Origin of the sequence: Salmonella sp. SAL04214 (assembly GCF_046550615.1) — a bacterium.
Lineage (GTDB): Bacteria > Pseudomonadota > Gammaproteobacteria > Enterobacterales > Enterobacteriaceae > Salmonella > Salmonella enterica.
Window position 1 is genome coordinate 1 of record NZ_JBGDXT010000002.1, and the last position, 25,713, is coordinate 25,713.

21 protein-coding genes are annotated in these 25,713 nt (G+C 51.3%); 7 read left to right on the plus strand and 14 right to left on the minus strand.

Annotated elements, in window-relative coordinates; translation table 11 throughout:
- The 3 genes from ACLJQD_RS03215 to ACLJQD_RS03225 all read left to right on the plus strand — a co-directional run.
- Positions 1 to 873: sodium ion-translocating decarboxylase subunit beta (locus ACLJQD_RS03215; protein WP_080201815.1), on the plus strand; the 873-nt coding region annotated here is incomplete at its 5' end.
- 134 nt (positions 874 to 1,007) lie between these two features.
- Positions 1,008 to 2,627, plus strand: a complete 1,620-nt coding sequence (locus ACLJQD_RS03220) for a sensor histidine kinase (protein WP_023166950.1) — start codon at positions 1,008 to 1,010, stop codon at positions 2,625 to 2,627.
- A gap of 1 nt (position 2,628) precedes the next feature.
- Positions 2,629 to 3,315: a response regulator gene (locus tag ACLJQD_RS03225; protein ID WP_000377415.1), complete on the plus strand. Its 687-nt coding sequence runs from the start codon at positions 2,629 to 2,631 to the stop codon at positions 3,313 to 3,315.
- Positions 3,316 to 3,336: 21 nt separating this feature from the next.
- On the opposite strand, the gene rihC is transcribed toward ACLJQD_RS03225, so the two are convergent.
- The 8 genes from rihC to ACLJQD_RS03265 form a co-directional block, all read right to left on the minus strand.
- Positions 3,337 to 4,257, minus strand: a complete 921-nt coding sequence (rihC, locus tag ACLJQD_RS03230) for a ribonucleoside hydrolase RihC (RefSeq protein WP_017441790.1) — start codon at positions 4,255 to 4,257, stop codon at positions 3,337 to 3,339.
- 15 nt (positions 4,258 to 4,272) lie between these two features.
- Positions 4,273 to 5,475 carry an XAC2610-related protein gene (locus tag ACLJQD_RS03235; protein ID WP_017441789.1) on the minus strand — a complete coding sequence of 401 codons (1,203 nt, stop codon included), beginning with the start codon at positions 5,473 to 5,475 and terminating at the stop codon, positions 4,273 to 4,275.
- Positions 5,476 to 5,674: 199 nt separating this feature from the next.
- Complete coding sequence (gene ispH / locus ACLJQD_RS03240; protein ID WP_001166428.1) at positions 5,675 to 6,625, minus strand: 4-hydroxy-3-methylbut-2-enyl diphosphate reductase; 951 nt, start codon at positions 6,623 to 6,625, stop codon at positions 5,675 to 5,677.
- 2 nt (positions 6,626 to 6,627) lie between these two features.
- The gene (gene fkpB / locus ACLJQD_RS03245) at positions 6,628 to 7,077 is read right to left on the minus strand and encodes an FKBP-type peptidyl-prolyl cis-trans isomerase (RefSeq protein ID WP_000047269.1); all 450 of its coding nucleotides are present in this window, start codon (positions 7,075 to 7,077) and stop codon (positions 6,628 to 6,630) included.
- A gap of 154 nt (positions 7,078 to 7,231) precedes the next feature.
- Positions 7,232 to 7,732 (minus strand): signal peptidase II, encoded by a 501-nt coding sequence (gene lspA / locus ACLJQD_RS03250; RefSeq protein WP_000042736.1) that lies wholly within the window; start codon positions 7,730 to 7,732, stop codon positions 7,232 to 7,234.
- Positions 7,732 to 10,566: an isoleucine--tRNA ligase gene (gene ileS / locus ACLJQD_RS03255; RefSeq protein WP_001674865.1), complete on the minus strand. Its 2,835-nt coding sequence runs from the start codon at positions 10,564 to 10,566 to the stop codon at positions 7,732 to 7,734. The genes lspA and ileS overlap by 1 nt, the downstream gene beginning before the upstream one ends.
- A gap of 44 nt (positions 10,567 to 10,610) precedes the next feature.
- Positions 10,611 to 11,549, minus strand: a complete 939-nt coding sequence (ribF, locus tag ACLJQD_RS03260) for a bifunctional riboflavin kinase/FAD synthetase (protein WP_000767311.1) — start codon at positions 11,547 to 11,549, stop codon at positions 10,611 to 10,613.
- A 7-nt stretch (positions 11,550 to 11,556) separates the two neighbouring features.
- Positions 11,557 to 11,772, minus strand: coding sequence for a DUF2575 family protein (locus ACLJQD_RS03265; RefSeq protein WP_001726890.1), 216 nt, complete (start codon positions 11,770 to 11,772; stop codon positions 11,557 to 11,559).
- Between the two features lie 105 nt (positions 11,773 to 11,877).
- On the opposite strand from ACLJQD_RS03265, the gene rpsT reads away from it, so the two are divergent.
- From rpsT to ACLJQD_RS03280, 3 genes are all read left to right on the plus strand, one after another.
- Entirely contained in the window at positions 11,878 to 12,141 is a 264-nt protein-coding gene (rpsT, locus tag ACLJQD_RS03270; RefSeq protein ID WP_001518655.1) for a 30S ribosomal protein S20, read from the plus strand.
- Positions 12,142 to 12,596: 455 nt separating this feature from the next.
- Positions 12,597 to 13,970: an MFS transporter gene (locus ACLJQD_RS03275; protein ID WP_000099989.1), complete on the plus strand. Its 1,374-nt coding sequence runs from the start codon at positions 12,597 to 12,599 to the stop codon at positions 13,968 to 13,970.
- A gap of 39 nt (positions 13,971 to 14,009) precedes the next feature.
- A complete protein-coding gene (locus tag ACLJQD_RS03280) occupies positions 14,010 to 16,049 on the plus strand; it encodes a TIM-barrel domain-containing protein (protein WP_001116452.1) in 2,040 nt (679 codons plus the stop codon).
- 54 nt (positions 16,050 to 16,103) lie between these two features.
- On the opposite strand, the gene nhaR is transcribed toward ACLJQD_RS03280, so the two are convergent.
- From nhaR to ACLJQD_RS03310, 6 genes are all read right to left on the minus strand, one after another.
- Positions 16,104 to 17,003 (minus strand): transcriptional activator NhaR, encoded by a 900-nt coding sequence (nhaR, locus tag ACLJQD_RS03285; RefSeq protein WP_000062872.1) that lies wholly within the window; start codon positions 17,001 to 17,003, stop codon positions 16,104 to 16,106.
- Positions 17,004 to 17,064: 61 nt separating this feature from the next.
- The gene (gene nhaA / locus ACLJQD_RS03290) at positions 17,065 to 18,231 is read right to left on the minus strand and encodes a Na+/H+ antiporter NhaA (protein WP_000681340.1); all 1,167 of its coding nucleotides are present in this window, start codon (positions 18,229 to 18,231) and stop codon (positions 17,065 to 17,067) included.
- A gap of 162 nt (positions 18,232 to 18,393) precedes the next feature.
- Positions 18,394 to 20,109: an aryl-sulfate sulfotransferase gene (locus ACLJQD_RS03295; RefSeq protein WP_017441788.1), complete on the minus strand. Its 1,716-nt coding sequence runs from the start codon at positions 20,107 to 20,109 to the stop codon at positions 18,394 to 18,396.
- A 126-nt stretch (positions 20,110 to 20,235) separates the two neighbouring features.
- Complete coding sequence (locus ACLJQD_RS03300) at positions 20,236 to 21,489, minus strand: hypothetical protein (RefSeq protein ID WP_001055831.1); 1,254 nt, start codon at positions 21,487 to 21,489, stop codon at positions 20,236 to 20,238.
- A gap of 18 nt (positions 21,490 to 21,507) precedes the next feature.
- Positions 21,508 to 22,698, minus strand: a complete 1,191-nt coding sequence (locus ACLJQD_RS03305) for an anaerobic sulfatase maturase (RefSeq protein WP_000971153.1) — start codon at positions 22,696 to 22,698, stop codon at positions 21,508 to 21,510.
- A gap of 98 nt (positions 22,699 to 22,796) precedes the next feature.
- The gene (locus ACLJQD_RS03310) at positions 22,797 to 24,290 is read right to left on the minus strand and encodes a sulfatase (RefSeq protein WP_000831886.1); all 1,494 of its coding nucleotides are present in this window, start codon (positions 24,288 to 24,290) and stop codon (positions 22,797 to 22,799) included.
- A 594-nt stretch (positions 24,291 to 24,884) separates the two neighbouring features.
- Here ACLJQD_RS03310 and ACLJQD_RS03315 point away from each other — a divergent pair.
- A complete protein-coding gene (locus ACLJQD_RS03315; RefSeq protein WP_000791534.1) occupies positions 24,885 to 25,646 on the plus strand; it encodes an outer membrane protein OmpK in 762 nt (253 codons plus the stop codon).
- The last annotated feature ends 67 nt before the right edge of the window (positions 25,647 to 25,713 follow it).

The window sequence follows — 25,713 nt, forward strand, 5'->3', positions numbered from 1 at the left end:
GTCGGCGCGATGACCGACTTCGGCCCGCTGCTGGCCAACCCGCGCACCCTGCTGCTCGGCGCGGCGGCGCAGTTCGGCATCTTCGCCACCGTGCTGGGGGCGCTGACGCTGAACTACTTCGGCCTGATTTCCTTCACCCTGCCGCAGGCGGCGGCCATCGGCATTATCGGCGGCGCGGACGGTCCGACGGCGATTTATCTGTCGGGCAAGCTGGCGCCGGAGCTGCTGGGGGCCATCGCGGTGGCGGCGTACTCGTATATGGCGCTGGTGCCGTTAATCCAGCCGCCGATTATGAAGGCGCTGACCACGGAGACGGAGCGCAAAATCCGCATGGTGCAGCTGCGCACGGTGAGTAAGCGGGAAAAAATCCTCTTTCCGGTGGTGCTGTTACTACTGGTGGCGCTGCTGCTGCCGGACGCCGCGCCGCTGCTGGGAATGTTCTGCTTTGGCAATCTGATGCGTGAAAGCGGCGTGGTGGAGCGTCTGAGCGACACGGTACAGAACGGGCTGATTAATATCGTCACCATTTTCCTCGGACTGTCGGTGGGCGCGAAGCTGGTCGCGGATAAGTTCCTGCAGCCGCAGACGCTGGGCATTCTGCTGCTGGGTGTGATTGCCTTTGGTATCGGGACTGCCGCCGGGGTGCTGATGGCGAAGCTGCTGAACCTGTGCAGTAAGAACAAAATCAACCCGCTTATCGGTTCGGCGGGGGTGTCGGCGGTGCCGATGGCAGCCAGGGTGTCGAACAAGGTGGGCCTGGAATCAGACCCGCAGAACTTCCTGCTGATGCACGCTATGGGCCCGAACGTGGCCGGGGTGATTGGCTCGGCCATTGCGGCGGGCGTGATGCTCAAGTACGTGCTGGCGATGTAATAGTGGATGGGATACGCATGTCGTATCCCATTTTCATCCAAATTTTTTCTGAAAGAAAAGTAAGTATGAACTGGTTCAGGTTCCGGTGATGCCGAATGCAAGAAAATACCGTAATTAAATATCTAACTACCAATATGTTTATACGGGAAATTACACACTGGTTTGCCAGACGCTCGTTTCAAAACCGGATATTTCTACTGATCCTGTTTACATCCACCATCGTGATGCTGGCAATCACCTGGTATCTGACCGATATCACGAAAGAGCGCCTGCATTATCAGGTGGGCCAACGTGCGCTTATTCAGGCAATGCAAATATCCGCTATGCCAGAATTAGTTGAAGCCGTAGAGGCGCATGATTTGTCACGCATCAAAGCGCTGATTGACCCAATGCGCTCGTTTTCGGATGCGACTTACATTACCGTTGGCAACGAAAAAGGTCAGCGACTGTATCACGTCAACCCGGATGAGATCGGCAAATATATGGAGGGCGGCGATAGCGACGACGCGCTGTATAACGCTAAAAGCTACGTATCGGTGCGCAAAGGTTCATTAGGCTCTTCCCTACGTGGTAAATCCCCGATTCAGGACAGTACCGGTAAAGTCATTGGTATTGTTTCCGTCGGCTATACTCTGGAACAGTTGGATAGCTGGCTTAACTTACAAATCAGCTCGTTGCTGTTCCCGATGGCGTTACTGCTGCTGGTGCTGTTGTACTGCGCCCGCCGCTTCTCGCTGCATATTAAAAAGCAGATGCTTAACATGGAGCCGCAGCAGCTTTCACAACTATTAATTCAGCAAAGCGTGTTGTTTGAGTCGGTATTTGAAGGGTTGATCGCCATTGACTCCCATCACCGTATTACCGCCATTAACCAAACGGCTCGCCGCTTACTGAATCTGAGCCAACCGGAGTCTGAACTCATTGGCTATGCAATCCACCATATCGTGTTGCCGGAGGCCTTCTTTTACGATGCGCCGCAAAAAAACAAAAAAGATGAGATCGTCACCTTTAACCAAATGAAAGTCATCGCCAGTCGCATGGCGGTCATTATTGACAACCAGCCTCAGGGCTGGGTTATTAGCTTTCGCAACAAAGACGATATCAATACACTCAGCCTGCAGTTAAGTCAGGTGCGGCAATACGCCGATAACCTGCGCGCCGTGCAGCATGAGCATCGCAACCTTATTTCCACCATTGCCGGACTGCTGTTCCTGAAGCGCTACGATAATGCGCTGGCGCTGATTCAGCAGCAGTCGGAAAGCCACCAGAAAGTACTCGATTTTATTTCCCATAATTTCCGCGACCACCACCTTGCGGGGCTATTAATCGGTAAATATTATCGGGCAAAAGAGCTGGGGCTGGAGCTGATTTTCGATCCTTCAAGCTTTGTTGAACACCTGCCGTCATCGCTCTCGCATAATGAATGGATTTCGATTGTTGGCAATTTATTGGACAACGCCTATAACGCCACCCTGCTCAATAGCGAAGGCTCGCGACAGATTGAGTGCCTGATCAACAGCGAAGGTAATGAAGTCATTATTGAAGTTGCCGATCAGGGATGTGGTATTGACGAAAATATCCGCCAGCATATTTTCGAGCGTGGAGTGACCACCCACAACAACGGCGATCACGGAATTGGATTATGGTTAGTGCACAGCTACGTCAAGCAGGCCAATGGCGACATTATCGTCGATAACAATAATCCTTTTGGCACCATTTTTACCCTCTATATCCCTTTTACCAGAGAAGAATAACATGGATAGCATTACGACACTCATCGTTGAAGACGAACCGATGCTAGCGGAAATCCTGGTGGACACCATCAAGCTTTTTCCCCAGTTTTCAATCGTCGGCATCGCAGACAAACTGGAAAGTGCAAAGAAGCAAATACGCCTCTATCAACCACAGTTAATTCTATTGGATAATTTTTTACCCGATGGCAAAGGGATCGATTTAATTCGTCATACCATCAGCACCAACTACACGGGGCGAATTATTTTCATTACCGCCGACAATCATATGGATACCATCAGCGATGCCTTACGCATGGGCGTATTCGATTATCTGATTAAGCCGGTACATTATCAGCGCCTGCAGCATACCCTGGAGCGGTTCACCCGTTACCGCAGTTCGTTACGTTCCAGTGAGCAGGCAAACCAGACGCACGTTGATGCCTTATTTAATATCCAGGCCAAAGAACAAACCGCAGAACCGAATAGCGGACTGCGGGGAATTGATGAAAACACCTTCAACCGGGTACGACAAATATTCGCCGACCCGCAGGCAGTACATACAGCAGACACTCTGGCGCAAATTCTGGGCAGCAGTAAAACCACTGCCCGACGCTATCTTGAACAAGGCGTGAAAAATAACTTTCTCGAAGCGGAGATCAGCTACGGGAAAGTGGGCAGGCCGGAGAGACTCTATCGCGGCAAAGTATGAGATTATGGCGCCAACATGTAATTACGGCGCATAGGCAAACACCTCAGCCACCCACTGACGAAAACCGTCCACATCCAGCGCCAGCGCCACCTGCGCGTTGGCGGGCTGCCCCAGACGCCCTTCAATATCAACGACCGTCGTGCCTGCGGTATATTCCCCCTGCGTTTCTACGGCCACAAAACAGGATTGCAGGGTAAAAAGCTCCGGACGCACCAGCCAGGCGATCGCGCAGAGATCGTGCATCCGGACGCCAGTGCGCATACTACCGCTGCGATAATGGTTGAACAGGCTGTGCAACATCTTACCGGTGCGATTCAGCGCGGGCAGTTTATTCAGAAAATCTGGCGAGAGCATTGCCTGATTTGTAACGTCCAGCCCACACATCACAATCTCAATGCCGCTACGAAATACGTGGGCGGCGGCTTCCGGATCGACAGCAATGTTAAATTCAGCATTAGGCGTAAAATTGCCGCGCCCTGCGGAACCGCCCATCAACACCAGACGGCGAATGTTACACGCGCACTCCGGATAGTGCATCAGTAGCAACGCAATATTGGTCAATGGCCCAATCGCCACTAATGTCATGGGCTCCGGGGCGTTCATCAACACATCCCGGATAGCGATAAACGCAGGCTTCGCCAACGGTTGGCGCTGATGGTCGACAAAATCATAGCCTTCCATGCCGGATTCGCCGTGGACGTATGCCGCATCACGTAGCGGACGCACCAGCGGCGTCGCGGCCCCTTGTGCAAGTGGCACATCGGCGTCCCAGAAATGCAGAAGCTGCAACGCATTACGGGTCGTTTTTTCAACGGAAACATTGCCTGCGACGGTGGTTATTAGTTGCAGATCAAGCTGGGGGGCGAACAGCGCAGCGGCAATCGCAGCCGCGTCATCAATGCCCGGATCGGTATCAAGAATAATGTGTAGGGATGCTGTCATTAACGCTCTCCTGACCTATTGTTTTATATCTTCATACTCAGCGCGACTGATACAGGTATCAGGCACATCGTCATCCGTCACCAGACGCGGACTTAGCTTATTACCTTCGACAAACGGAACTAATGGGCAAAAACGCCCTGGCGATGCTTTGTTTTCCTGCCACTGAATCTCAAGCGATTCGGGCTCAGCGCCGGGTTTTTCTGCCTGAATCACGGTACGAACATTACCGGTTAGCCAAAAAGATTGACACGTCCCATCAAGGCTAAAAGGCGGCGTCAAATGACCATTTTTACGTACTAGCGGATAAATAATACGCCCATCAGCGTAGGAAGGTATCATGTAGCAGTTATACATTTTGCCTTTACTGATCACAGGCTGAAAGTAGCTTTCACCGCGATCGATCAGTTCAATCGTTTTTCCTTTCCAGCGATACACATTGACGCCATGGCTGCAGCAACCGCCGCGCCAATAGCTGACAATCTGTTTATGTTCAGCATCGATCTCTGGTGAAGTGATTTCCTGATAAGACGCTGGCGCATCAACATAACGCTGTTTGGCGGGGTCATAGAGCCATGTTTGTACTGGAGCATCCGGCCCTGCAAGTAGCTCTGTTACAATCGACAGATCCGGGTAGCCATCAAAATTGACATCCCCCCATTGAGGCATAAACGGGCTACAAGTGCCCACCGAGGCGGTATCTAAGGTCTGTATGAGTTTACCATCACGGTATAATTTTATCGCCGAAATGGCCGGCGTATTGCCGCAATCAATCTCTTTGGAAGGGTCGTAACCCCCTGCATCATTCGTGTTCGTGACCAGCACAATATCAGGGGAGTTTTTAGGTTTGAGGTAGATAAGGGCAACAGGAAAATGTCGTTTTTTATCTGCGGACGTCCATTCGCCTTTAATCTCACTGCTGGAGATTTCCGCATTCCAGTAACCCGAAAGCGCCTTTACGCGTTCTTCAAGATACACCTCTTTATCCTGGAGTGAGCCGCGTAGAACAATCACTGCCTTGTGCTGATTGCAAGGTTCATAGCAGTAATACCCATTAAGAGAGTTACCAAATCGCGTGATATTAACGTTTACCGGTTTCCCCGCGATAGTCCCGGTATAGTTTCGCTCCCAGGCGGGTAGCTCCAGCACCGTGGCGCTTGCCGCGTCCATCCAAAAGCCGATGGCGAGTAACGTTGGCAATCCATATTTTATTTTGCCCATTTCCCTTATCCCTGTAGGTATTACAACCCAAAAACCAGCAACGATTGTGCTGGTTTTTCAGATGAATAGCAAAAAGGTGGGGCATTAGCACCGGATGACGACTACGCCTTATTTTTCCTGTCGCACATTGAATATCAAAAGAAATTCTTAAGATCTGGTCAGCGTAGCGTCATCAGGCAGATTTCTGAATTGTGAAATCTTATTCGACCTCACGAACATCCACACGCAGTTCTTTCGGCACTTCGAAAACAATATTTTCTTCGCGCCCCTCAAGCGTGACAGCTTCGCCGCCGCCAAACTCGCGCAGGCGCGCAATAACATTCTGCACCAGAATATCCGGCGCGGAAGCGCCAGCGGTGACGCCGACGCAGGCGGCTTCTTTCACCCACGCCTCCTGGATATCCGCCGCATCGTCGATAAGAAACGCGGTTCTTCCCATCCGTTGGGCCAGTTCCGCCAATCGGTTAGAGTTAGAAGAGTTTTTCGAGCCGACCACCAGCACTACGTCAGCCTGCTCCGCCAGCGCCCGCACCGCTTCCTGACGATTAGTAGTGGCATAGCAAATATCGTCTTTGCGCGGGCCGACGATTTTCGGAAAGCGTTTACGCAGCGCATCAATCACATCGGACGTATCGTCCACGGAAAGCGTGGTTTGCGTCATGAAGGAGAGCTTGCCTTCATTTTTGACATTCAGCGTCCAGACGTCCTCTGGCGACTCAACCAGGTACATCCCCCCTTCCGGGTTGCTGTACTGACCCATGGTGCCTTCCACTTCCGGGTGCCCGGCGTGGCCGATGAGAATAGATTCTTCACCGCGACGGCTGGCGCGCGCCACTTCCATATGGACTTTCGTCACCAGCGGGCAGGTGGCGTCAAAAACGGTAAGATCGCGGCTTTTCGCCTCGTTACGCACCGCCTGGGAAACCCCATGAGCGGAGAAGATCAGAATGGCGCCATCCGGCACTTCGCTAATTTGCTCTATAAAGATCGCCCCGCGCTGGCGCAGGCTGTCCACTACATAGCGGTTATGCACGACTTCGTGCCGAACGTAAATTGGCGCGCCGTAAATAGCGAGCGCATTTTCAACAATGCTGATAGCGCGGTCTACCCCGGCGCAAAAACCGCGTGGGTTGGCCAACAGGATCTGCATGTTTATGCCTCCAGCGCCGGATCGATTTCCAGCACTTCAATATCAAAGTGAACGGTATGCCCGGCCAGCGGATGGTTAAAATCAACGGTAATCGAGTCGCCATTGATTTCGCGAATCACGCCAGGCATTTCGCTGCCATCCATTGCGGTAAAAAGCATAATCGCCCCGACTTCCGGTTCGCCCGCCGCCATAAACTCACGGCGCGAGAAATACTGGATCAAGTCCGGACTGGGGACGCCAAACGCGGCGTCAGGCTCCAGCGAAAACGCTTTCTTTTCCCCTTCTTTCAACCCCAGAAGCTGCTGCTCCAGACCTTCGGAAAGCGAGGTATCGCCAAGACGGAACAGGGCTGGCTTGCCGTTATTGCGGGTAGATTCCGCCGTTGAGCCATCATCCAGTTTCAGGGTGAAGTGAACGAGGATCGCGCTGTTGCTCTGTACGGATTTAGACATGCAAATTGCTCACGTGTTTTGCCCGGAGGCACAAAGGACGATAAAACCGTAGGCCGGATAAGGCGTTTTCACCGCCATCCGGCACCACGTTTGCCTGATGGCGCTGCGCTTATCAGGCCTACAAAACCGGATAAGCGCCACCCGGTATTTACGCTTATGCCTGTTCTTTCGCTGTCGGCTTCGGCAAAAAGCCTTCCAGTACTATCAGCGCCGCGCCGATACAGATCGCGCTATCGGCAAGGTTGAACGTCGCGAAATGCCAGTCGCCGACGTAAAAATCGATCATATCGACAACAAAGCCGTGCCACAGGCGGTCGAACAGGTTACCCAGCGCGCCGCCGATGATTAACGCATAAGCGATGTTATTCAGCTTCTGCGTCGCTTTCGAGCGATACATCATCACTAAAAGAATTACGCAGATCCCTATCGCAATCCCGGCAAAGAACCAGCGCTGCCAGCCGCCGCTATCCGCCAGGAAGCTAAAAGCCGCGCCGTAGTTACGCGCATAATGCAGATTAAGCGACGGGAACAGCCCTACCGTATCCCCCAGAGCGAAATTCTGGAGGATCAAGTACTTGCTGCCCAAATCGATAATCAGCACGACTACTACCAGCCATAGCCAGCGTAGTCCTGTTGAACAGAGTGGTTTACTCATCAGGCAAATTTACGTTGTTCGCCATTACCGGCGATGTTGCTGACACAGCGTCCGCAGATATCTGCATGTTCCGCCACCTTGCCGACATCAGTAGTGTAGTGCCAGCAGCGCGGACACTTATCACCCTCGGCACGCGTTACCACTGCCTGAACTGTCGTATTACCAGCATTGTACTGAATATTTTCATCATCAATACCCCCCGCTTGCTCAGAAATCACGAACTGGGAAGTAATGAAGATAAATCTGACCTCTTCACCCAACAGTTTCAGCTTCTTGATCGTACCGTTAGCATCGTCAGCATATTTCAGCGTCACTTTTGCTTCCAGGTTCGATTTGATGCCATTGGCTTTCTGATTTTCCAGCTCTTTGTTGACCTGGTCCTTGATATAGCGGACATCGTCCCAGAATGCGTCATTAAATTCTTCATTCTCTTCCAGGCCAAACAACCCGTCGTACCATTCGCCGGTGAAGACATATTTTTCACGCTCGCCCGGCAGGTAGCCCCAGATTTCATCAGCCGTGAAGGACATGATCGGCGCCATCCAGCGAACCAGCGCCTCTGCGATATGATACAGCGCAGTCTGGCAGCTACGACGCGCGACGCTATCGGCCTTCGCGGTGTACTGGCGGTCTTTGATGATGTCGAGGTAGAACGAGCCCATTTCAACGGAGCAGAAGCGCATCAGGCGCTGTACCACTTCATGGAAGTCGTAAGCTTCGTATGCCTTCAGAATCTCTTGCTGCGCCGTTTTCGCGCAGCCCACCGCCCACCTGTCCAGCACCACCATCTCTTCCGGTTTGACCATATCGGTGGCCGGATTGAAGCCATTGAGGTTCGCCAGCAGGAAGCGCGCGGTATTACGGATACGACGATAGCTGTCGGCAGCACGTTTGAGGATCTCGTCAGAGACCGCCATTTCGCCGGTATAGTCAGTAGACGCCACCCACAGACGCAGGATATCCGCGCCCAGTTTATTCATCACATCCTGCGGCGACACGGTGTTACCGATGGACTTGGACATCTTGCGCCCTTGACCATCGACGGTGAAGCCGTGAGTCAGTACCTGGCGGTATGGCGCTTTGCCTTTCATCGCCACGCTAATCATCAGGGAGGACATAAACCAGCCGCGATGCTGGTCAGAGCCTTCCAGATACATATCGGCAGCATGACCGGCGAATTCCGGACGTGCATCAACCACGGAGTAACTGGTGGAACCGGAATCAAACCAAACGTCCAACGTATCCGGAACTTTCTCGTATTGATCGGCATCTTCGCCGAGGATCTCTTTCGGGTCGAGATCCCACCACGCCTGGATACCGTCAACTTCGACGCGTTTCGCCACCTCTTCCATCGCCGCCAGAGTACGCTCAATCGGCAGCAGCTCCTGCGTTTCTTTATGCACGAACAGCGACATCGGTACGCCCCAGGTACGCTGACGTGAGATACACCAGTCAGGACGATTAGCGACCATTGATTCAATACGCGCCTGACCCCAGTCCGGGATCCACTGAACGCCTTTGATCTCTTTCAGGGACTGTTGACGAAGCCCTTCTTTATCCATGCTAACGAACCACTGCGGGGTCGCGCGGAAAATGATCGGCGTTTTGTGACGCCAACAGCACGGATAGCTGTGCTGCATTTTTTCGACATGCAGTAGCGCGCCTTTTTCTTTCAGCAGTTCAATAACGATATCGTTCGCCTTGAAGACGTTAACACCGTCAAGCGTTGGATATGTGCCTGGCAGGTAAGCGCCGTCCGGGCCAACCGGGTTAGCGGTTTCCAGGCCATACTTTTGACCGATCACGTAGTCATCCGGGCCGTGACCAGGGGCGGTATGTACCGCGCCGGTACCTGCGTCCAGGGTGACGTGATCGCCGAGGATCGCCGGCACGTCAAAGCCCATAAACGGATGGGTAAAGCGCAGCAGTTCCAGCTCCGCGCCTTTAACGGTGCCGAGAATGGTGTATTCAGCCGCGCCAATACGCTGCATGACGCTTTCAACCAGATCTTTCGCCAGAATCACCGCCTGGCCGTCAATCTGCACCAGCGCATAATCAAAGTCCGGCGCCAGGGAGATGGCGCGGTTAGCCGGCAGAGTCCACGGCGTGGTGGTCCAGATAACCAGCGACACTGGGCCGCTCACGCCCGGCAGACCAAACTTCGCTTTCACCGCATCCTGATCGACGGCGCGGAACGCCACGTCGATAGACGGTGACGTTTTGTCGTAATATTCAACTTCCGCTTCCGCCAGCGCGGAACGGCAGTCAACGCACCAGTGCACCGGCTTAGCGCCTTTGTGCAGATGACCGTTTTTGATAATTCTGCCCAGCGCGCGGATGATGTTGGCTTCGGTTTTGAAGTCCATGGTCAGGTACGGATGCGACCAGTCGCCCAACACGCCCAGACGAATGAAGTCTTTACGCTGGCCATCAACCTGCGTAGCGGCATATTCGCGGCACTTGGCGCGGAATTCAGCGGCAGTGAATTTCTCGCCCGGCTTACCGAACTCCTGCTCGACTTTCAGCTCGATAGGCAGACCGTGACAGTCCCAGCCCGGCACGTAAGGCGAGTCAAATCCCGACAGTCCTTTGGACTTCACGATAATGTCTTTCAGAATCTTGTTAACTGAGTGACCAATATGAATGCTGCCATTCGCATATGGAGGGCCATCATGCAGAATGAAGGTTTTTTTGCCTTTTTTGGCCGCACGAATGATGCCGTACAGATCATCATCGGTCCAACGCGCCAGCATTCCCGGTTCACGCTTGGCGAGGTCGCCGCGCATCGGGAACCCTGTTTCCGGCAAATTCAGGGTCGATTTATAGTCACTCATCAGATTCTCGGTTCCGTATTTCGGTTTGATAAACACCGTCAGGGTTACACCTGCCCGGCTAGCCCAAAAAACTTGCGGGCCGTTAACTCATCGCGTGCGATTTGCGCTTTTAGCTCATCAAGCGACGCAAATCGCTGCTCATTACGTATCTTTTTACGCAGTATTACATCTATATGGCGACCGTAGAGGTCCATTACAACATCCAGCAGATGCACTTCCAGTTGTTGACGCACGCCAGCCACCGTTGGACGAGTGCCAATGTTCGCTACGCCGGGTAACGGCTTATCGCCAAGCCCGGTGACTTCCACCGCATAGACCCCTTTGACCGGGGAGACCTGACGGCGCAGCGGTAAGTTCGCCGTCGGGAAGCCAATGGTACGTCCCAGCTCGTCGCCATGAACGACACGCCCGGAAATAGTAAAGGGATGTCCCAGCAGGCTTTCGGCAAGCGCCAGGTTATCCTCCGCCAGCGCCTGTCTCACTGCGGTACTACTGATACGCACGCCGCCTTCACAAAAGGTTTGGGTGCTGGAAACCGCAAAACCATACTCCGCCCCCGCCTTCTGTAATAACAAGAAATCGCCCGCGCGGCTAGCACCAAAGCGGAAATCATCGCCGACGGCAAGAAATTGCACGCCAAGTCGCTCCACCAGCAGTTCGCTGATAAACGTTTGCGCCGTCAAAGCGGCAAAGCGGCGATCGAATTTCACGCACAGCACATAGTCCACGCCGCACTGCGCAAGGTAATGCAGTTTTTCACGCAGGCGCGTCAGGCGGGCGGGCGCTTTATCCGTCGCGAACAGCTCCAGCGGCTGCGGTTCGAAAATCATGACCACCACCGGCAGACCGCGTCTGCGTCCTTCTTCCTGCAAACCCTGCAGTAGAGCGCGATGCCCCCGATGTACGCCGTCGAAATTACCAATGGTCAGCACACACCCATGCGGGGCCTGACTGAGATTATGTATGCCGCGTATCAGCTTCATGTCTGACTCAAAACAGTGAAAATCGCAAGAGTATACCTTGTACAGCGGTCAAGGTTAACCGACTATTGCCCTGATGAAACATAAAGAAGATGCTTTTCATCGCCATGCGGCAAACTCCGCCCCAAAACCCGCCGCTTAATGCAATTTTTCTCATGGAAAGGCTGTATTCACAGCACGCAAGCTGGTAGAATCCTGCGCCATCACTACGCAACGAGTGCTGCAATTTAAACGGCGCTTATTTGCACAAATCCATTGACAAAAGAAGGCTAAAAGGGCATATTCCTCGGCCTTTGAATTGTCCATATAGAACACATTTGGGAGTTGGACCTTGGCTAATATCAAATCAGCTAAGAAGCGCGCCGTTCAGTCTGAAAAGGCTCGTAAGCACAACGCAAGCCGTCGCTCTATGATGCGTACTTTCATCAAGAAAGTATACGCAGCTATCGAAGCTGGCGACAAAGCTGCTGCACTGAAAGCATTTAACGAAATGCAACCGATCGTGGACCGTCAGGCTGCTAAAGGTCTGATCCACAAAAACAAAGCTGCACGTCATAAAGCTAACCTGACTGCACAGATCAACAAACTGGCTTAATCGCCTGCTTGTTATCAGCTTTGTAAAAAAACCCGCGTAAAGCGGGTTTTTTTATGCCTGCTATCTGCCGTTTTGCTCGTCAACCACTGGCGCTGACCTCACTCGTTCACGCTCTTCCTGACCAGCCTATTTTTTCAGCTATCCCTCCCTCAGTCACGTAATACTTGAAAGTTATTTTCTTTCACTGTTTTCCTTTTCTTATTTCATTACTGAAAAAATTGTGACCACCTTAGCAAATAAAAACATCGCCCATTCAAAAACTAATAAACGCAATCCTGATGTAAGATTTAATAATTGATTGATGCCGTCGGGTTAACTACTTTTCATGTACACCTTACTTACTCATTTTAATCTGAGGTTAAATTCAGAAACGACATAAAAATAATATTCAAAACTTGCTTAGAAAGTAGAGGTTGTTTTTCTGGGCGTATCGTACCAATATCGGAGTTATCATTATGAGTTCTGTCATTGAGGATACCCAGCCTTCCGGGTCAGCATCATTGTCTTTACTACAGCGTATTAGCTACGGCTCTTTGGATGTGGCGGGTAATCTGCTGTACTGCTTCGGTTCAACGTACATTTTATATTTCTACACAGACGTTGCGGGCATTAGCCTTGCCGTAGCAGGCGTTATCCTGCTGCTGGCGCGTATTATCGATGGCATAGACGCCCCCATATGGGGGATCATCATCGATAAAACGCGTTCACGCTACGGTAAATGTCGTCCCTGGTTTTTATGGTTACCGCTGCCTTTTGCGGTATTCAGTGCGCTGTCATTTTGGTCTCCAGATATCAGTATGACAGGAAAAGCCATCTATGCAGCAATATCTTATATGATTGCCAGCATTCTATTTACCGGACTTAATACACCACTCAGTGCAATATTACCCCTGATGACCTTATCTCCCAAGGAAAGACTGGTTTTAAATTCCTGGCGAATGACCGGTGGGCAAATTGGGGTTTTATTAATGAACGCGACCGCCTTGCCGTTAGTCGCTTTTTTAGGTAACGGTGATGATCACGCTGGTTTTATTTATACGGCAATTACGTTTGCCATTATATCCTGCGCGCTAACGCTCTTTGCGTTTAAAAACATTCGTGAAATGGATACGGATAAAATACAGCATGAACCTAAGTTGCCGATGAAAAAAAGTTTCGCGGCGATGAAAGGTAACTGGCCGTGGATCCTGATGGTGCTGGCTAATCTGATCTTCTGGATTGCCCTACAGCAGCGCAACACGACCATTGTCTATTATCTGACCTACAACCTCGACCGTAAAGATCTGGTACCGCTGATTAACAGCCTGGCGACGATTCAGATCCTGTTTATCATCGCTATCCCCTTCTTTAGCAAATACCTGGCTAAAACCTGGATATGGGTAGGCGGTCTGCTGGTCGCCACGTTTGGCGGCGTCATGATGTGGCTGGCAGCGGACAACATTACTTTCCTCATCGCCGCCTGGATACTCGGCAATATCGGCAGCGGTATCGCCTGCTCAATGCCGTTTGCCATGCTGGGCTTCGCCGTCGATTTCGGCGCCTGGAAGACCGGTATTAAGGCTACCGGCATTCTTATCGCCTTCGGCAGCACCTTCTGCATCAAGATGGGTAGTGGCCTCGGCACCGCTTTCGCCGCCTGGATCATGAACAGTTTTGGCTATGTCCCCAACCATGCCCAGAGTGCTGCGGGTCTGGAGGGAATTATCTGGGCCTTTATCTGGGCACCCGCCCTACTCTTCGCGCTCGCAGCGATCCCACTACTTTTCTTTCGCAAATACGAAGCGATGGAAGAGAAGATTCGCCACGATCTGGAAACCGTCAACTCATAACGTTCTTTACCTTCACCCTCGAATATGGGAGGCACCACCATGCCATTTATGCAACAAGACCCGCGTCGTCTGGTCTGGCAGCAAAACGATCGCTATTTATGGATTGAACCCTGGGGCGAGAACAGCCTGCGCGTACGCAGCGGCCGTCATCTGCCGGTAATGAGAAATGAAGACTGGGCATTGACTGAGCCAGTCGCAGAAAGCCAGTGCCACATTGATTATGAGCACCACCAGGCAACGCTGACCAACGGCAAAATTATCGCTATCGTCAATCAAAAAGGACAGGTTACCTTTTACCGCCATCCACACAAACCCCTGTTGCAGGAGTTCTGGCGCCTGCGGGGCGAAATTGGCGAGGATGAATCATCTCACGGCCAGTACGTCAGCGCACTCAACCTTGAGGGACGCGAGTTCCGCCCTATTCAGGGTGGGAAATATTCACTGAAAGCCCGCTTCGAGGCCACCGAAGGGGAAAAAATTTATGGTATGGGGCAGTATCAACAGGCCAACCTGGATCTCAAAGGATGCGTGCTTGAGCTGGCGCAACGTAACTCCCAGGCCTCAGTACCGTTTATGCTCTCCAGTCTGGGCTACGGATTTTTATGGAACAACCCGGCAGTCGGACGCGTAACCTTTGCCCAAAACGTTACCGAATGGGAAGCGCAGGTCAGCGAACAGCTGGACTACTGGATCACGGCTGGCGATACCCCGGCAGAAATTAGCCGGGCTTACGCGCTGGCTACCGGCACACCGCCGATGATGCCGGACTACGCCATGGGCTTCTGGCAGTGCAAACTCCGTTATCGTACGCAGGAAGAGCTGCTGGAGGTCGCCCGCGAATATAAGCGCCGCAATCTGCCTATCTCAGTGATCGTAATCGACTTCTTTCACTGGCCGAATCAGGGTGACTGGATGTTCGATGCGCGCGACTGGCCCGATCCTGATGCCATGATTGCCGAGCTGAAATCGCTGGGAATTGAGCTGATGGTCTCCGTCTGGCCGACGGTGGATAACCGTACCGAAAGCTATCGGGAGATGCGCGAAAACGGCTGGCTGGTACAAACGGAACGTGGCTTGCCGATCAATATGGATTTCCTCGGCAATACCACTTACTTTGATGCGACTCATCCGGGCGCGCGCGACTACGTCTGGGGCAAAGCCAAACGCAACTATTACGATAAAGGCGTGAAGTTATTCTGGTTAGATGAAGCCGAACCTGAGTTCAGCGTTTACGACTACGACAACTATCGCTACCATGCCGGGCCGGTACTGGAAGTGGGCAATATCTACCCACGTATGTACGCTAAAACCTTTTTTGACGGCATGAAAGCCGATGGCGAAGACCAGGTTATCAACCTGCTACGCTGCGCCTGGGCCGGCAGTCAGAAGTACGGCGCTCTGGTCTGGTCAGGAGATATTCACTCCTCGTTTAGATCGCTGCGCAACCAGTTTGCTGCCGGACTCAATATGGGAATCGCGGGGATACCGTGGTGGACGACGGATATCGGCGGTTTTCATGGCGGTAATATTCACGACCCGAAATTCCATGAATTGCTGATTCGCTGGTTCCAGTGGGGCGTCTTTAGCCCGGTGATGCGTCTGCACGGCAACCGCGATCCGCAGATTTTACCCGCACAACCGTACCGGGATGGTATCGCCCAGTGCCCTACAGGTGCGCCGAACGAGGTCTGGAGCTACGGTGAGGAAGTATGCGACGTACTGACAGGTTGCCTGGCGTTGCGAGAAAAACTCAAGCCCTATATCAAAGCGCTGATGGAGGAAACCCATAAGCACAATACGCCAGTGATGCGCCCCCTGTTCTTTGAATTCCCCGAACAGGAAACAAGTTGGGCAATCACCGACCAGTATTGTTTTGGTCCTGACCTGCTGATCGCCCCCGTCATGCATGAAGGTATGCGCGAGCGTGATGTCTGGCTACCAGAAGGGGAAACATGGACGGATCTTGCGACCGGTGAAAGCTATTCAGGAGGGCAGACGCTGCATTACGCTACGCCACTGAACAGAATTCCGGTGTTTATCCGCGAAGGTGGGCAGTACCGTAGCCTGCTGAACTTGTAGAATGATTCCGGCTGCGGGCTAGTTCCGCAGCCGGAAGTATTACGGTAGGTATGTCTACTGTAGTTTAAACAATGCCGAGTAGTCCGCATTGCAAATACGCTGCACCGCCGGATGCTGGATCATTCTCTCGGCAAAAATCGCATGATATTCTTCCATGACATTCTCCACGCGCCCAATCTCTATTACCGACTCATCGGCATAAAAATCCAGCGAATAAAGGCTCGGCGCCACAAAAATCGCATCGTGCGTCGCGCCAAACGCCTTCATTAAGGCCGCGTCATCAAATTCACCGAGGATCTCAACCTGCAACCCCTGCGAATTAAACCAGTTCAACAACTTACGCCCCAGCATCGAGCGCCGTCCCGGCACCAGCAACCGTCGCTCTTCCAGGCAGGCAGGGAACGCTTTTTCAGGAAGCGGATTCGTACACCAGAAACTGACGCTGCATTCGCCGATTTTGACTGAGAATAGTCCCTCCTGCTGCGTGGAATCTATCGGGCAGTCGGAGATAATCATATCCAGCTTGTGCTGGCTGAGCTGTTCGAGCAACATTTCGTGCGTCGACTCAAAGCAACGCAGATGTATGGGTTCATCCACCACCACCGCCGCATCCAGAACGCTGCTGACCAGACGCTTGGATAAAGCATCGGCGACGCCGACATCAAACAACAGGTTTGATTCTTTGCGGTAATTGACGATATCCAGCATCTCCTGGCTTAGCGTAAACATTTTATCCGCATAGCGAAAAACCAGCTCGCCCAGTTCGCTGGGCTCAAGACCGCGTCCCTTACGTTTAAATAGCTTCCCCTGTAAACGCTCTTCCAGGGCTTTAATTTGACCAGTAATGGTTTGCGGCGTCAGAAAAAGCGCCTCTGCGGCACCCACGACAGAACCTTCTTTATAGACATGCCAGAAGTAATAAAGATGGTTGTAGTTAATATGAGACATGCTCATTCCTCTCCCTGTTCAATGTCGCAAGGGAGCGATACATCGCTCCCCCTTTCCTTCGTACTGGTTATGCCGGCGCGTTCAAACGCGCGCGCAACCAGCTATACCCCACTACTGCGGAGAGCAATGAACCAATCAAAATGCCCAATTTCGCCCAGTTAATAAGTTCCGGATCGACATTGCCAAATGCCAGGCTGGCGATAAAGATGGACATCGTAAAGCCAATGCCACACAAAATGCCGACCGCCATGATTTGCTGATAAGTGGTCCCCTGCGGCAGATGCGCCAGCTTGAAACGCAGCGCCAGCCAGCAAAACAGGCTAATCCCCAGCGGCTTACCAATCAGCAGACCGGCAATAATTCCCAACGGCAGCATGGAGGTCAGACCGTCAATCGTGACGCCCTGAAGAGAAACGCCGGCATTCGCAAAAGCGAAGAGCGGCAGGATCAGGTACGCGACCCACGGGTGCAGAACATGCTCCAGACGCTTCGCCGGCGAGCGACCGTGTTTTTCTTTCAGCGGAATAAAGAAACCGACAATGACGCCTGCCAGCGTCGCGTGAACGCCGGACTTCAGTACCGCCGTCCACAGCACTGCCCCGACCAGAATATATACCCCAGTCCGTCTGACGCCGCACAGGTTCAGCAGCGCCAGCACGGCAATCGCGAACGCCGCCACGCCCAGCGAGACGATAGAAAGATCGCTGGTATAAAACAGTGCGATAATAACGATGGCGCCGAGATCATCGATGATCGCCAGCGCCATCAGGAATATTTTCAGCGCCAGCGGAACCCGGCTGCCCAACAGCGCCAGCACGCCCAGCGCAAAGGCGATATCCGTCGCGGCAGGAATAGCCCAGCCCTCGCGAGTGACCGGATCGGAGTAGTTAAAGGCCAGATAGAGCAATGCCGGTACAATCATCCCGCCGATGGCGGCAATCACCGGAAAAGCGGCCTGGCGCAGACTGGCTAACGAGCCTTGCATCAGTTCGCGCTTAACTTCCAGACCAATCAACAGGAAAAACACGGCCATCAGCGCATCGTTGATCCACAGCAGCATGTTTTTGTTGATTTCAAGCGCCCCAACCCGTAGCTGAACCGGCGTCTCCAGAAAATCATGATACCATCCACTGGTCGCGCCCATATTGGCCATCAGCATAGCCAGCGCAGCGGCGATGATGAGAATGATGCCCCCAGAGGCATCGCTGCTAAAAAATCGGTGCAGATGTTTCACTTTTTATTCTCTCAATCAGGTGAATTCTTCGGATCTACTATCTTACCTCGCCTGACTCATCGTTAAAATTAGATTATATATGATGAATAGCTCGTTTTTTACGAAATGAAGTCCGACTTACGCCGGACCTTTTTAGTGCAGTCAGTCATTGATGATAGACCGCTACGCGTACAGATCCATTTTATACACCCGGAAACTGGTAATATCGTAGCGATAGCCTTCCCCGTTCGTTTCCGCGTTTTTGTAGTAACCTGACGTCATGGTCGCTTCAAAAAGCACGGTTTTCTCCGTAGGCGCAATCTCCTGTAAAATTAGCAGCCCCATCGCCTCACTGCCCGCCTGCGGATCGATAATATCGCTCTCGCCAGGCTGGCAAGAGATGGCGCGGCCATTTTCATCAAACGTGCAGTCGGCAAAATGCACCACAATATTGCCATTCTGCTGGATCGCTTTCGCGCTAACGCAGCTACTGTAGCCACGCGCGCCCAGCTCCTTGCCGTATTCAAATGGCCGCATAACGGTCATCTCATTCATATTCACCACGAAATGGACAATGCGGCTGTAGTTATCCGGCGGTAACAGGCTTTTGCTGTCATCACGCGAACGGTAGTTACCGTTATCAAATACCATAAACTCCACTATACCCGGCGTATTATTGGCGATTTCAACGACGTTATGCTGGCCCCAAGTCCAAAAGTCACGGTCGGCCGCGTCGATATCCTCCTGTTTGCTAAAGTCATAAAGCGCCACACCTTCACTGTCGACCGGGGTTAAAAGATAAGGCTGATAAGCGTCGTCCCAGTCTTCATGCGTTGACAAAATAAAGCGTAGCGCTTGCGTTTGCAGATCGACGCCAAACACCGCGCTCTGATGACGCCCGGACGCAATTAACAACTGATTCGTCTCATTCACGTAGCTCTGGTTTATATGCAGCCAGTCTTTAACCGTCGGGTCTTCTCCCGGCGCCGTACCTGAAGGACGGGAAACCCGCGTCGTATCCAGCACCTTCGCCATATCGTAGTAAGCCGTCTCCAGTCCGGTAGTCAGATCGACAACCGATACGCCGTCTTCATTGGTTTTCAAATCGTCGGGCCGACCCGAGGTATATTCAGAGGGCGCAACAATGGTATTGCTATCCCACGGCCAGATAGAATGGTGAAATTGATTATCGAGATTATAGAATGTGTGAAGACGCCCCATCATGTCGAACTCATACATATCCAGATAGGTATTTTTCGCTTCTGAAGTAGTGAGGAAATGGCCATTATCAATTCGAACAAAATTATAAGACGGATAATCCTGAGTAACGTACCAGCGCACCAGACCATTCTGATCTAATGCGTAATTATAGCGATCGAAATGCGTAATAAAATAAAACCCTGGCGCCATCTTGTCCGCATCGGTAGCAGGTTGCGTCACGTTGATAATCGGAAAACCTAATACGACCTCCGCGGAATCTACCGGCGGTAATGGCTGTGTGATGAGCGTATAGACGGCAAGCGGCGTATCTGCCTGAGAAAAGACAATACGGTTTTCAGTCTCCGCTACCAGCCCCAGAACCGGCAACAGATTTGCGCCTGGCGTAAGGGTGTAAAGATGTTCTACCGGCATCGCCGTTTTTGCCGCATCCTGGACCGTGACTATGATCTCAGCCGGTTCCAGACTCCAGACGCCGGCATAAGCGCTTAAAGGCGCCGTGCCGTAAGGGTCTAACAACATCAGCGCATTTTCTACCGTATTCTCTTGCGTGACCTGCGCAAGGCAATTTTCATAAATAGCAGTATGGTTAAGCACCATTTCATTATTGATATCGATACCCTGATTAATCGCCGGACGCGGCGCAGGAAGGACAACAGACGTTGCAGTTAACGTATTCATGATAAATCTCCAGTGTATTAATCTCATCGCCCCTCATGGGGACCACGAAAATTAATACTCTGGATTTTTAAGCCGTCCGAATAAAATACCGCAACAACACCTCATCACACTTTTTATTTTAGCAATTCAGTTACGTGAAGCGTTATATTCAAATTTTAGGTAATCCAGTACGGCAACAACATTGCCAGGAGACATCCGGTTAAGATGCGGCAGGAAGGGATGGTTGTGAACATAGCGAATAAACGCCGTCGCGCTATTTAACGTCGCATGGCGTAACAAACTCACCTTTTTATTTCCTGTGAGATTGCATACCGCCATCGCATAATCCCGTGTGGAAAATGTACGCCAGACGTTGTTGCGAATTCCGCCGCTCAAAAACAACCGCGGAGGGAGATCGCGTTTGGGCGGCGTAACGCCTCTTTCACGCACAAACGAAATATGACAGCGCCCCTGACGAAGATAGCTAAAATTCGCCATCATACAGCCGCCCAGAATGAAGCATTCGTGATCGAGATAATGTTGGACATTCAGGGAACGCTCATCCGTCAACGCCTGAACCAACTCAAAATGTCGATAAGCAGGTAATACGGGTTTTACTAACATCCCCGGATCGTTTTTATATAAAACGGCGGGGCCGTAATCCACATCAAATAATACATTGCGGCGCATGGTCAGCGCCTCTTTTCGCTGCACCAGATGCGCCAGCGTGCCGGACGGAAGTCGTTCTTCGTAATCAGAATGATATTGATAATCCGCTTCCACCGGTTGGGCGGAGTAATTCGTTGAGATCGCGACGACCTTACCGCTCTCCTCTTCCGCCGTCACCAGCACGTATAAGCTGCTGTCGCCGCCGTTAAATTTCACACGAAACGCCCGCGTGCTCATAGCGATATCAAACGCGGGAAACACAAAATCGCGTTCCGCTTGATTAGCGCGACGGGACAGTTTTTGTAATTCGCGGCTAAAACCCGTGCTGTCTATCGCCAGCGCCGCGCGTATTTCAACTAGCGACGCTCCTTCGCCAATCAACGTGGCAAGGTTCTCTTGTCTGGCGTCGCTCCTGATAGCGGTATAGGAGATGAACGTTTTATTACACTGGCGGCAATACATACGCCGTTCACCTTTAGTGGAAAATCCATATTTTTTCAGCGACGTCCCGCCACAATGCGGACAGGACTTCACCAGACCTTTCCAGGGTTGATTCGCCGCCTGGCGAAAAAGATTAAGCGATCTGGCTGAGATAATAGGGAACAAAAAACCGCACGCTCGACAGAGAACATTTTTCCCTTGCGGTAGATAGTCTGGGCTCCCCAGAATCCCCAGATTTTTGCAGCCTGGCGTTTTGCAAGCATCGACATTAATGTGAGAAAACATATTCACTCCCTGCGAATACTACCTTCAAACAAATATTGACTTTATTTCTGCAGGTGAGATGCCTTTTTCATACAGGGTTCGCATGGCACTCATCGCCGTCGCGGTATGCGAGAAAAAAGCCTGATAACCTGCACACAGATAGTTATGATTGGTTGCGCCTGACGCAGAGGGTAAAAAACGATGTTTCGGACAGCCGCCATAGCAGGCGAACTTCCATTGACAGCGATGGCACTCCTGCGCCATTGAATGCTGTTTATCGCTGCCGAACTGGCGATTTTGTTCGCCCTGATTCATTTGACGCAGCGTCTTCTGGTGGATATTCCCCAGTTTAAATTGCGGATATACGAAGTGATCGCAGTTATAAACATCGCCGTTCATTTCCATCGCAAACGCGCTGCCGCAGGTGGGAGCAAAAACGCAAACCTGCGGCGGCAGGCCGCACCAGGCCGCCAGCGTCTGTTCAAATAGCTGGATGCCGATATCGCCGATATCCTCACGGATCCAGACATCAAATACCGCATTCAGAAACTGACCAAATTGCAGGCTATCGACCGACCACGGCGTCATCGCGATATGTTTATCCTGCGGCTGCGCCAGCCCATTTTCCCCACAGCGTTCAACTAAAGGGATAAATTGCATATAGCGGCTACCAATGCTTTTCAGGTAGCGATAGACCTGAACAGGATGGTGCATATTGGTACGGTTAACCACCGTGAGGGTATTAAATTCCACGTTGTGCTGCGCCAGACAACGCACCGCATTTTCTACTTTTTCATGCGTCGGCTTTCCGGAGCGCGTCACTCGCCATTCATCGTGTAACGCGGCATCGCCATCAATAGAGACGCCAACCAGAAAATCATGCTCCCGGAAGAAGGTCGCCCAGTCGTCGTTGATCAGGATGCCGTTGGTCTGGAAGGTATTGACGATGGTTTTGCCGCCACAATAGCGCTGCTGAAATTCAACGGCTTTACGATAAAACGGGATGCCCATTAATGTGGGTTCCCCACCCTGCCACGCAAAAATGACCTCATCAATATCCTGTGCGGCAATCTGCTGCCTGATGAAGAGTTCGAGGGTCTCTTCCGACATTTTGTAATGGTTTTTTCGATCCGGATAGAGCTTTTCTTTCTCCAGATAAAAACAGTACTTGCAGTCAAGGTTACACACCGATCCGGTTGGTTTAACCATGACCTGACAACTTTTCCCAAACATCATTACCTTCCCTGAAATAAAAGAACCTGATCCGGCACAGAGTGACCGGATCAGGTGGGCATCGCCCTAAGTGGCATACTTAATTTTTTATAATTATTCCATTAGCCCCAGGTGACAGGCGTCGGCTTATCGCCACGGGCTTTCATCAGCGAATCGTTATCAATATCCTTTTTATACTTCAGGAACTTACCGTAAAGCTGTTTCTCAATCTGCGGCTGTTTACCAATTTGATTGAGCGTCTCGAAACGATCGGTTTTCAGGTTATAGAGATATTTAGGTTTATTCTGGCGATCGATGATCATCTTCCAGTCGCCATCGCGGATCGCCCACTCATCCGTCGGATCGTCCTGGAACGGCATATCGATACCGAAGATCAGCGGTTTCTGGCGTTTTAACGTCTTGTCCTTCAGGAGCGGAACTAAAGACTGACCGTCGTAGGTACGATCGGTCGGGAGTTTAAAGTCCATCATGTTGGCCAGCGTCGGCAACCAGTCAAGACCATATACCGGCGTGTCCGTTACCATCCCCTGTGGAATGTGCTTGCCGTATTTGATGATTGCCGGTACGCGAATGCCGCCTTCCCACAGGTTGTCTTTACGCCCGCGCAGACCGTCGGTTTCCCCGGCCAGGTTCAGCTCGTATACCTTACGCGCTTCGCGCGTGACAGGGCCGTTGTCGCTGGTAAAGATGACGATGGTGTTATCTTCCTCGCCCATCGCCTTAATTTTATCCAGCACTTTACCGACCTGCTCATCCATGTAGCTGATATTGGCGTAATATTCGCCGGTGCCGCGCCACGGTTTGTCTGCCCAGTCGCCGTAGAACAGATCCGGATGCTGCTTCTGGTAGTCGGTCATGTACTGCGAATACATATCAAGGTATTTTTTCGGCGACGCCAGCGGGCTATGGACTTCGGTAAAGGCGACATATAAGAAGAACGGATTATCGTCTTTCTTATTATCCAGCCAGTTCACCACTTCAGAGCTCACAAACTCGCCGCTCATCTTATCTGCGCGGCCAATATGTTGGCCATTACGAATCCACCCCGTAGGATGCACCACGCCATAGCGCGGGCGCTCCTTGGCGTTATCCAGCGTAGCATCGGTGACAAATCCCGCCGGATTAACCAACGTATAGTCAAAGCCCATGTCTTTCGCCTGCGGCTGATCGGTGCGATCGCCGCCCGCATTCAGGTGTAATTTCCCCATCATCGCCGTATCGTAGCCCTGCTGTTTTAGCAGATTGGCGATAGTCAGTTCATTACGCCCCAGCGCAACATCTTTGCCTTCCGGTATCCAGGAACGGATTCCGGTACGGAACGGCATACGACCGGTTAACAGGCCCGCGCGGGAAGGAGAACACAGAGGCGCTGGCGCATAATAGTCGGTAAACTTCACCCCCTCCTGCGCCAATTTGTCTATGTTAGGTGTTTTAACGATGCGGTGCCCGTAGGTGGCGAGATCGCCATACCCTAAATCATCCGCCAGAATAATGACTAAGTTAGGACGCTTTGCGGTTGCCGCTTGCGCGGTTGATAATACGCTTCCAGCGCATAGCGCCAACCCTATCATACTGGCAACGACTGTTCTTTTCATTTCAACTCCTTTGAGTTATCGCACGGTCTGATTACGATATATTTGCCGATAGACCCGGCTGCGGAATACAGCCTGAATTAATTGCACTATATATATTCGATTTGTCTTATATTTCTTCCATTAACATCGTTTTATCGTAGAAAATTATTCACACTCATTATAATATTAATGCCATAAATATATTTCGTGCTAAAGAAAACACGCCTGAAGCAGTCTATAAAAAAAGAAATCGCGAACGAGTGATGCAGATCTCAAATATGGCCCATATGTCAGAACCGCTATTGTGATGTCAATATATGTTGCTGTTTCAACGGTAACACCCTCATTTACTGGCAGTAAGTTGTCTTTACGAGAGATTATTCCCATTCGAAGTTTCATTAATTTCATGCTATCCGGTGTGACTTTTACAACAGAGACATAAACTATAAATCAAATAGTTATCGCGTAATAAACAACATTATCTGACACGAATATTTGACGATTATATGTCGCTGATATTTTTGAGACATCTATCACCTACGTATAAAAAGACACTCCTTAGAATTCGCTTCTTTACACAACATTTCACTGTGTTTTTACCTCATGGAGTTGAGCATGAAAAATAAGAAATATATTAATAGTCTACTCGCCGCATGTGTTCTTTTCTCTTGCTTTAATGGCCAGGCAGCGGAATTGAAACGCGTATACGGTAAACTTAGCTTCGGATATGGCGACTGGAATAAAGGCTTTGTCAATGTCGATCGCGGCGAAGTGTGGAAAGCGGTAGCCGATTTCGGCGCCGTGTTTGACAGGGGCGAATTTGCATCATTTTATGAAATGAACGTGCTCAACCATCCGGTAGAAGGCCGTAACCATGTTACCCAATTTCTGGGACATTATAGGGTAGTAGAAGGCTCTAACTTTACCGCAATGATGAAACTCTATATGTCGATGGAGAATAAATTCGGTGATGAATTAAACATGATGTACGGGGTAGGTTATCTGGGTTTAACCAGCCCATCAGGCTTTATTAAGCCCTATTTCGCTGTTCATAACTTATCGAACGATTATACCTCTAAAAAGTATGGACAGGCGACAGGCTTTAACGGTTATGTTCTCGGTTGGGTCGCGGCTTATAACTTCGATATGTTTAATGAAAAGTTCGTCATTTCAAACTGGAACGAAGTTGAAATGGATCGTAATGACGCCTACGCCGAACAACAGGGTGGGACGACCGGCCTGAACGGCGCGGTAACGTTTACATGGAAATTTATGCCGCGATGGACCGCCTCCGTCTCTTACCGTTACTTCAATAATAAATTGGGGTATGACGGCTACGGCGACCGTATGAATTACCTGATCGGCTTCGAGTTTTAATAATTAATAAACTTGATGAATATTACTTAATTTCCCCGGTTTGTAGTCGTGAATGACACGACTACAG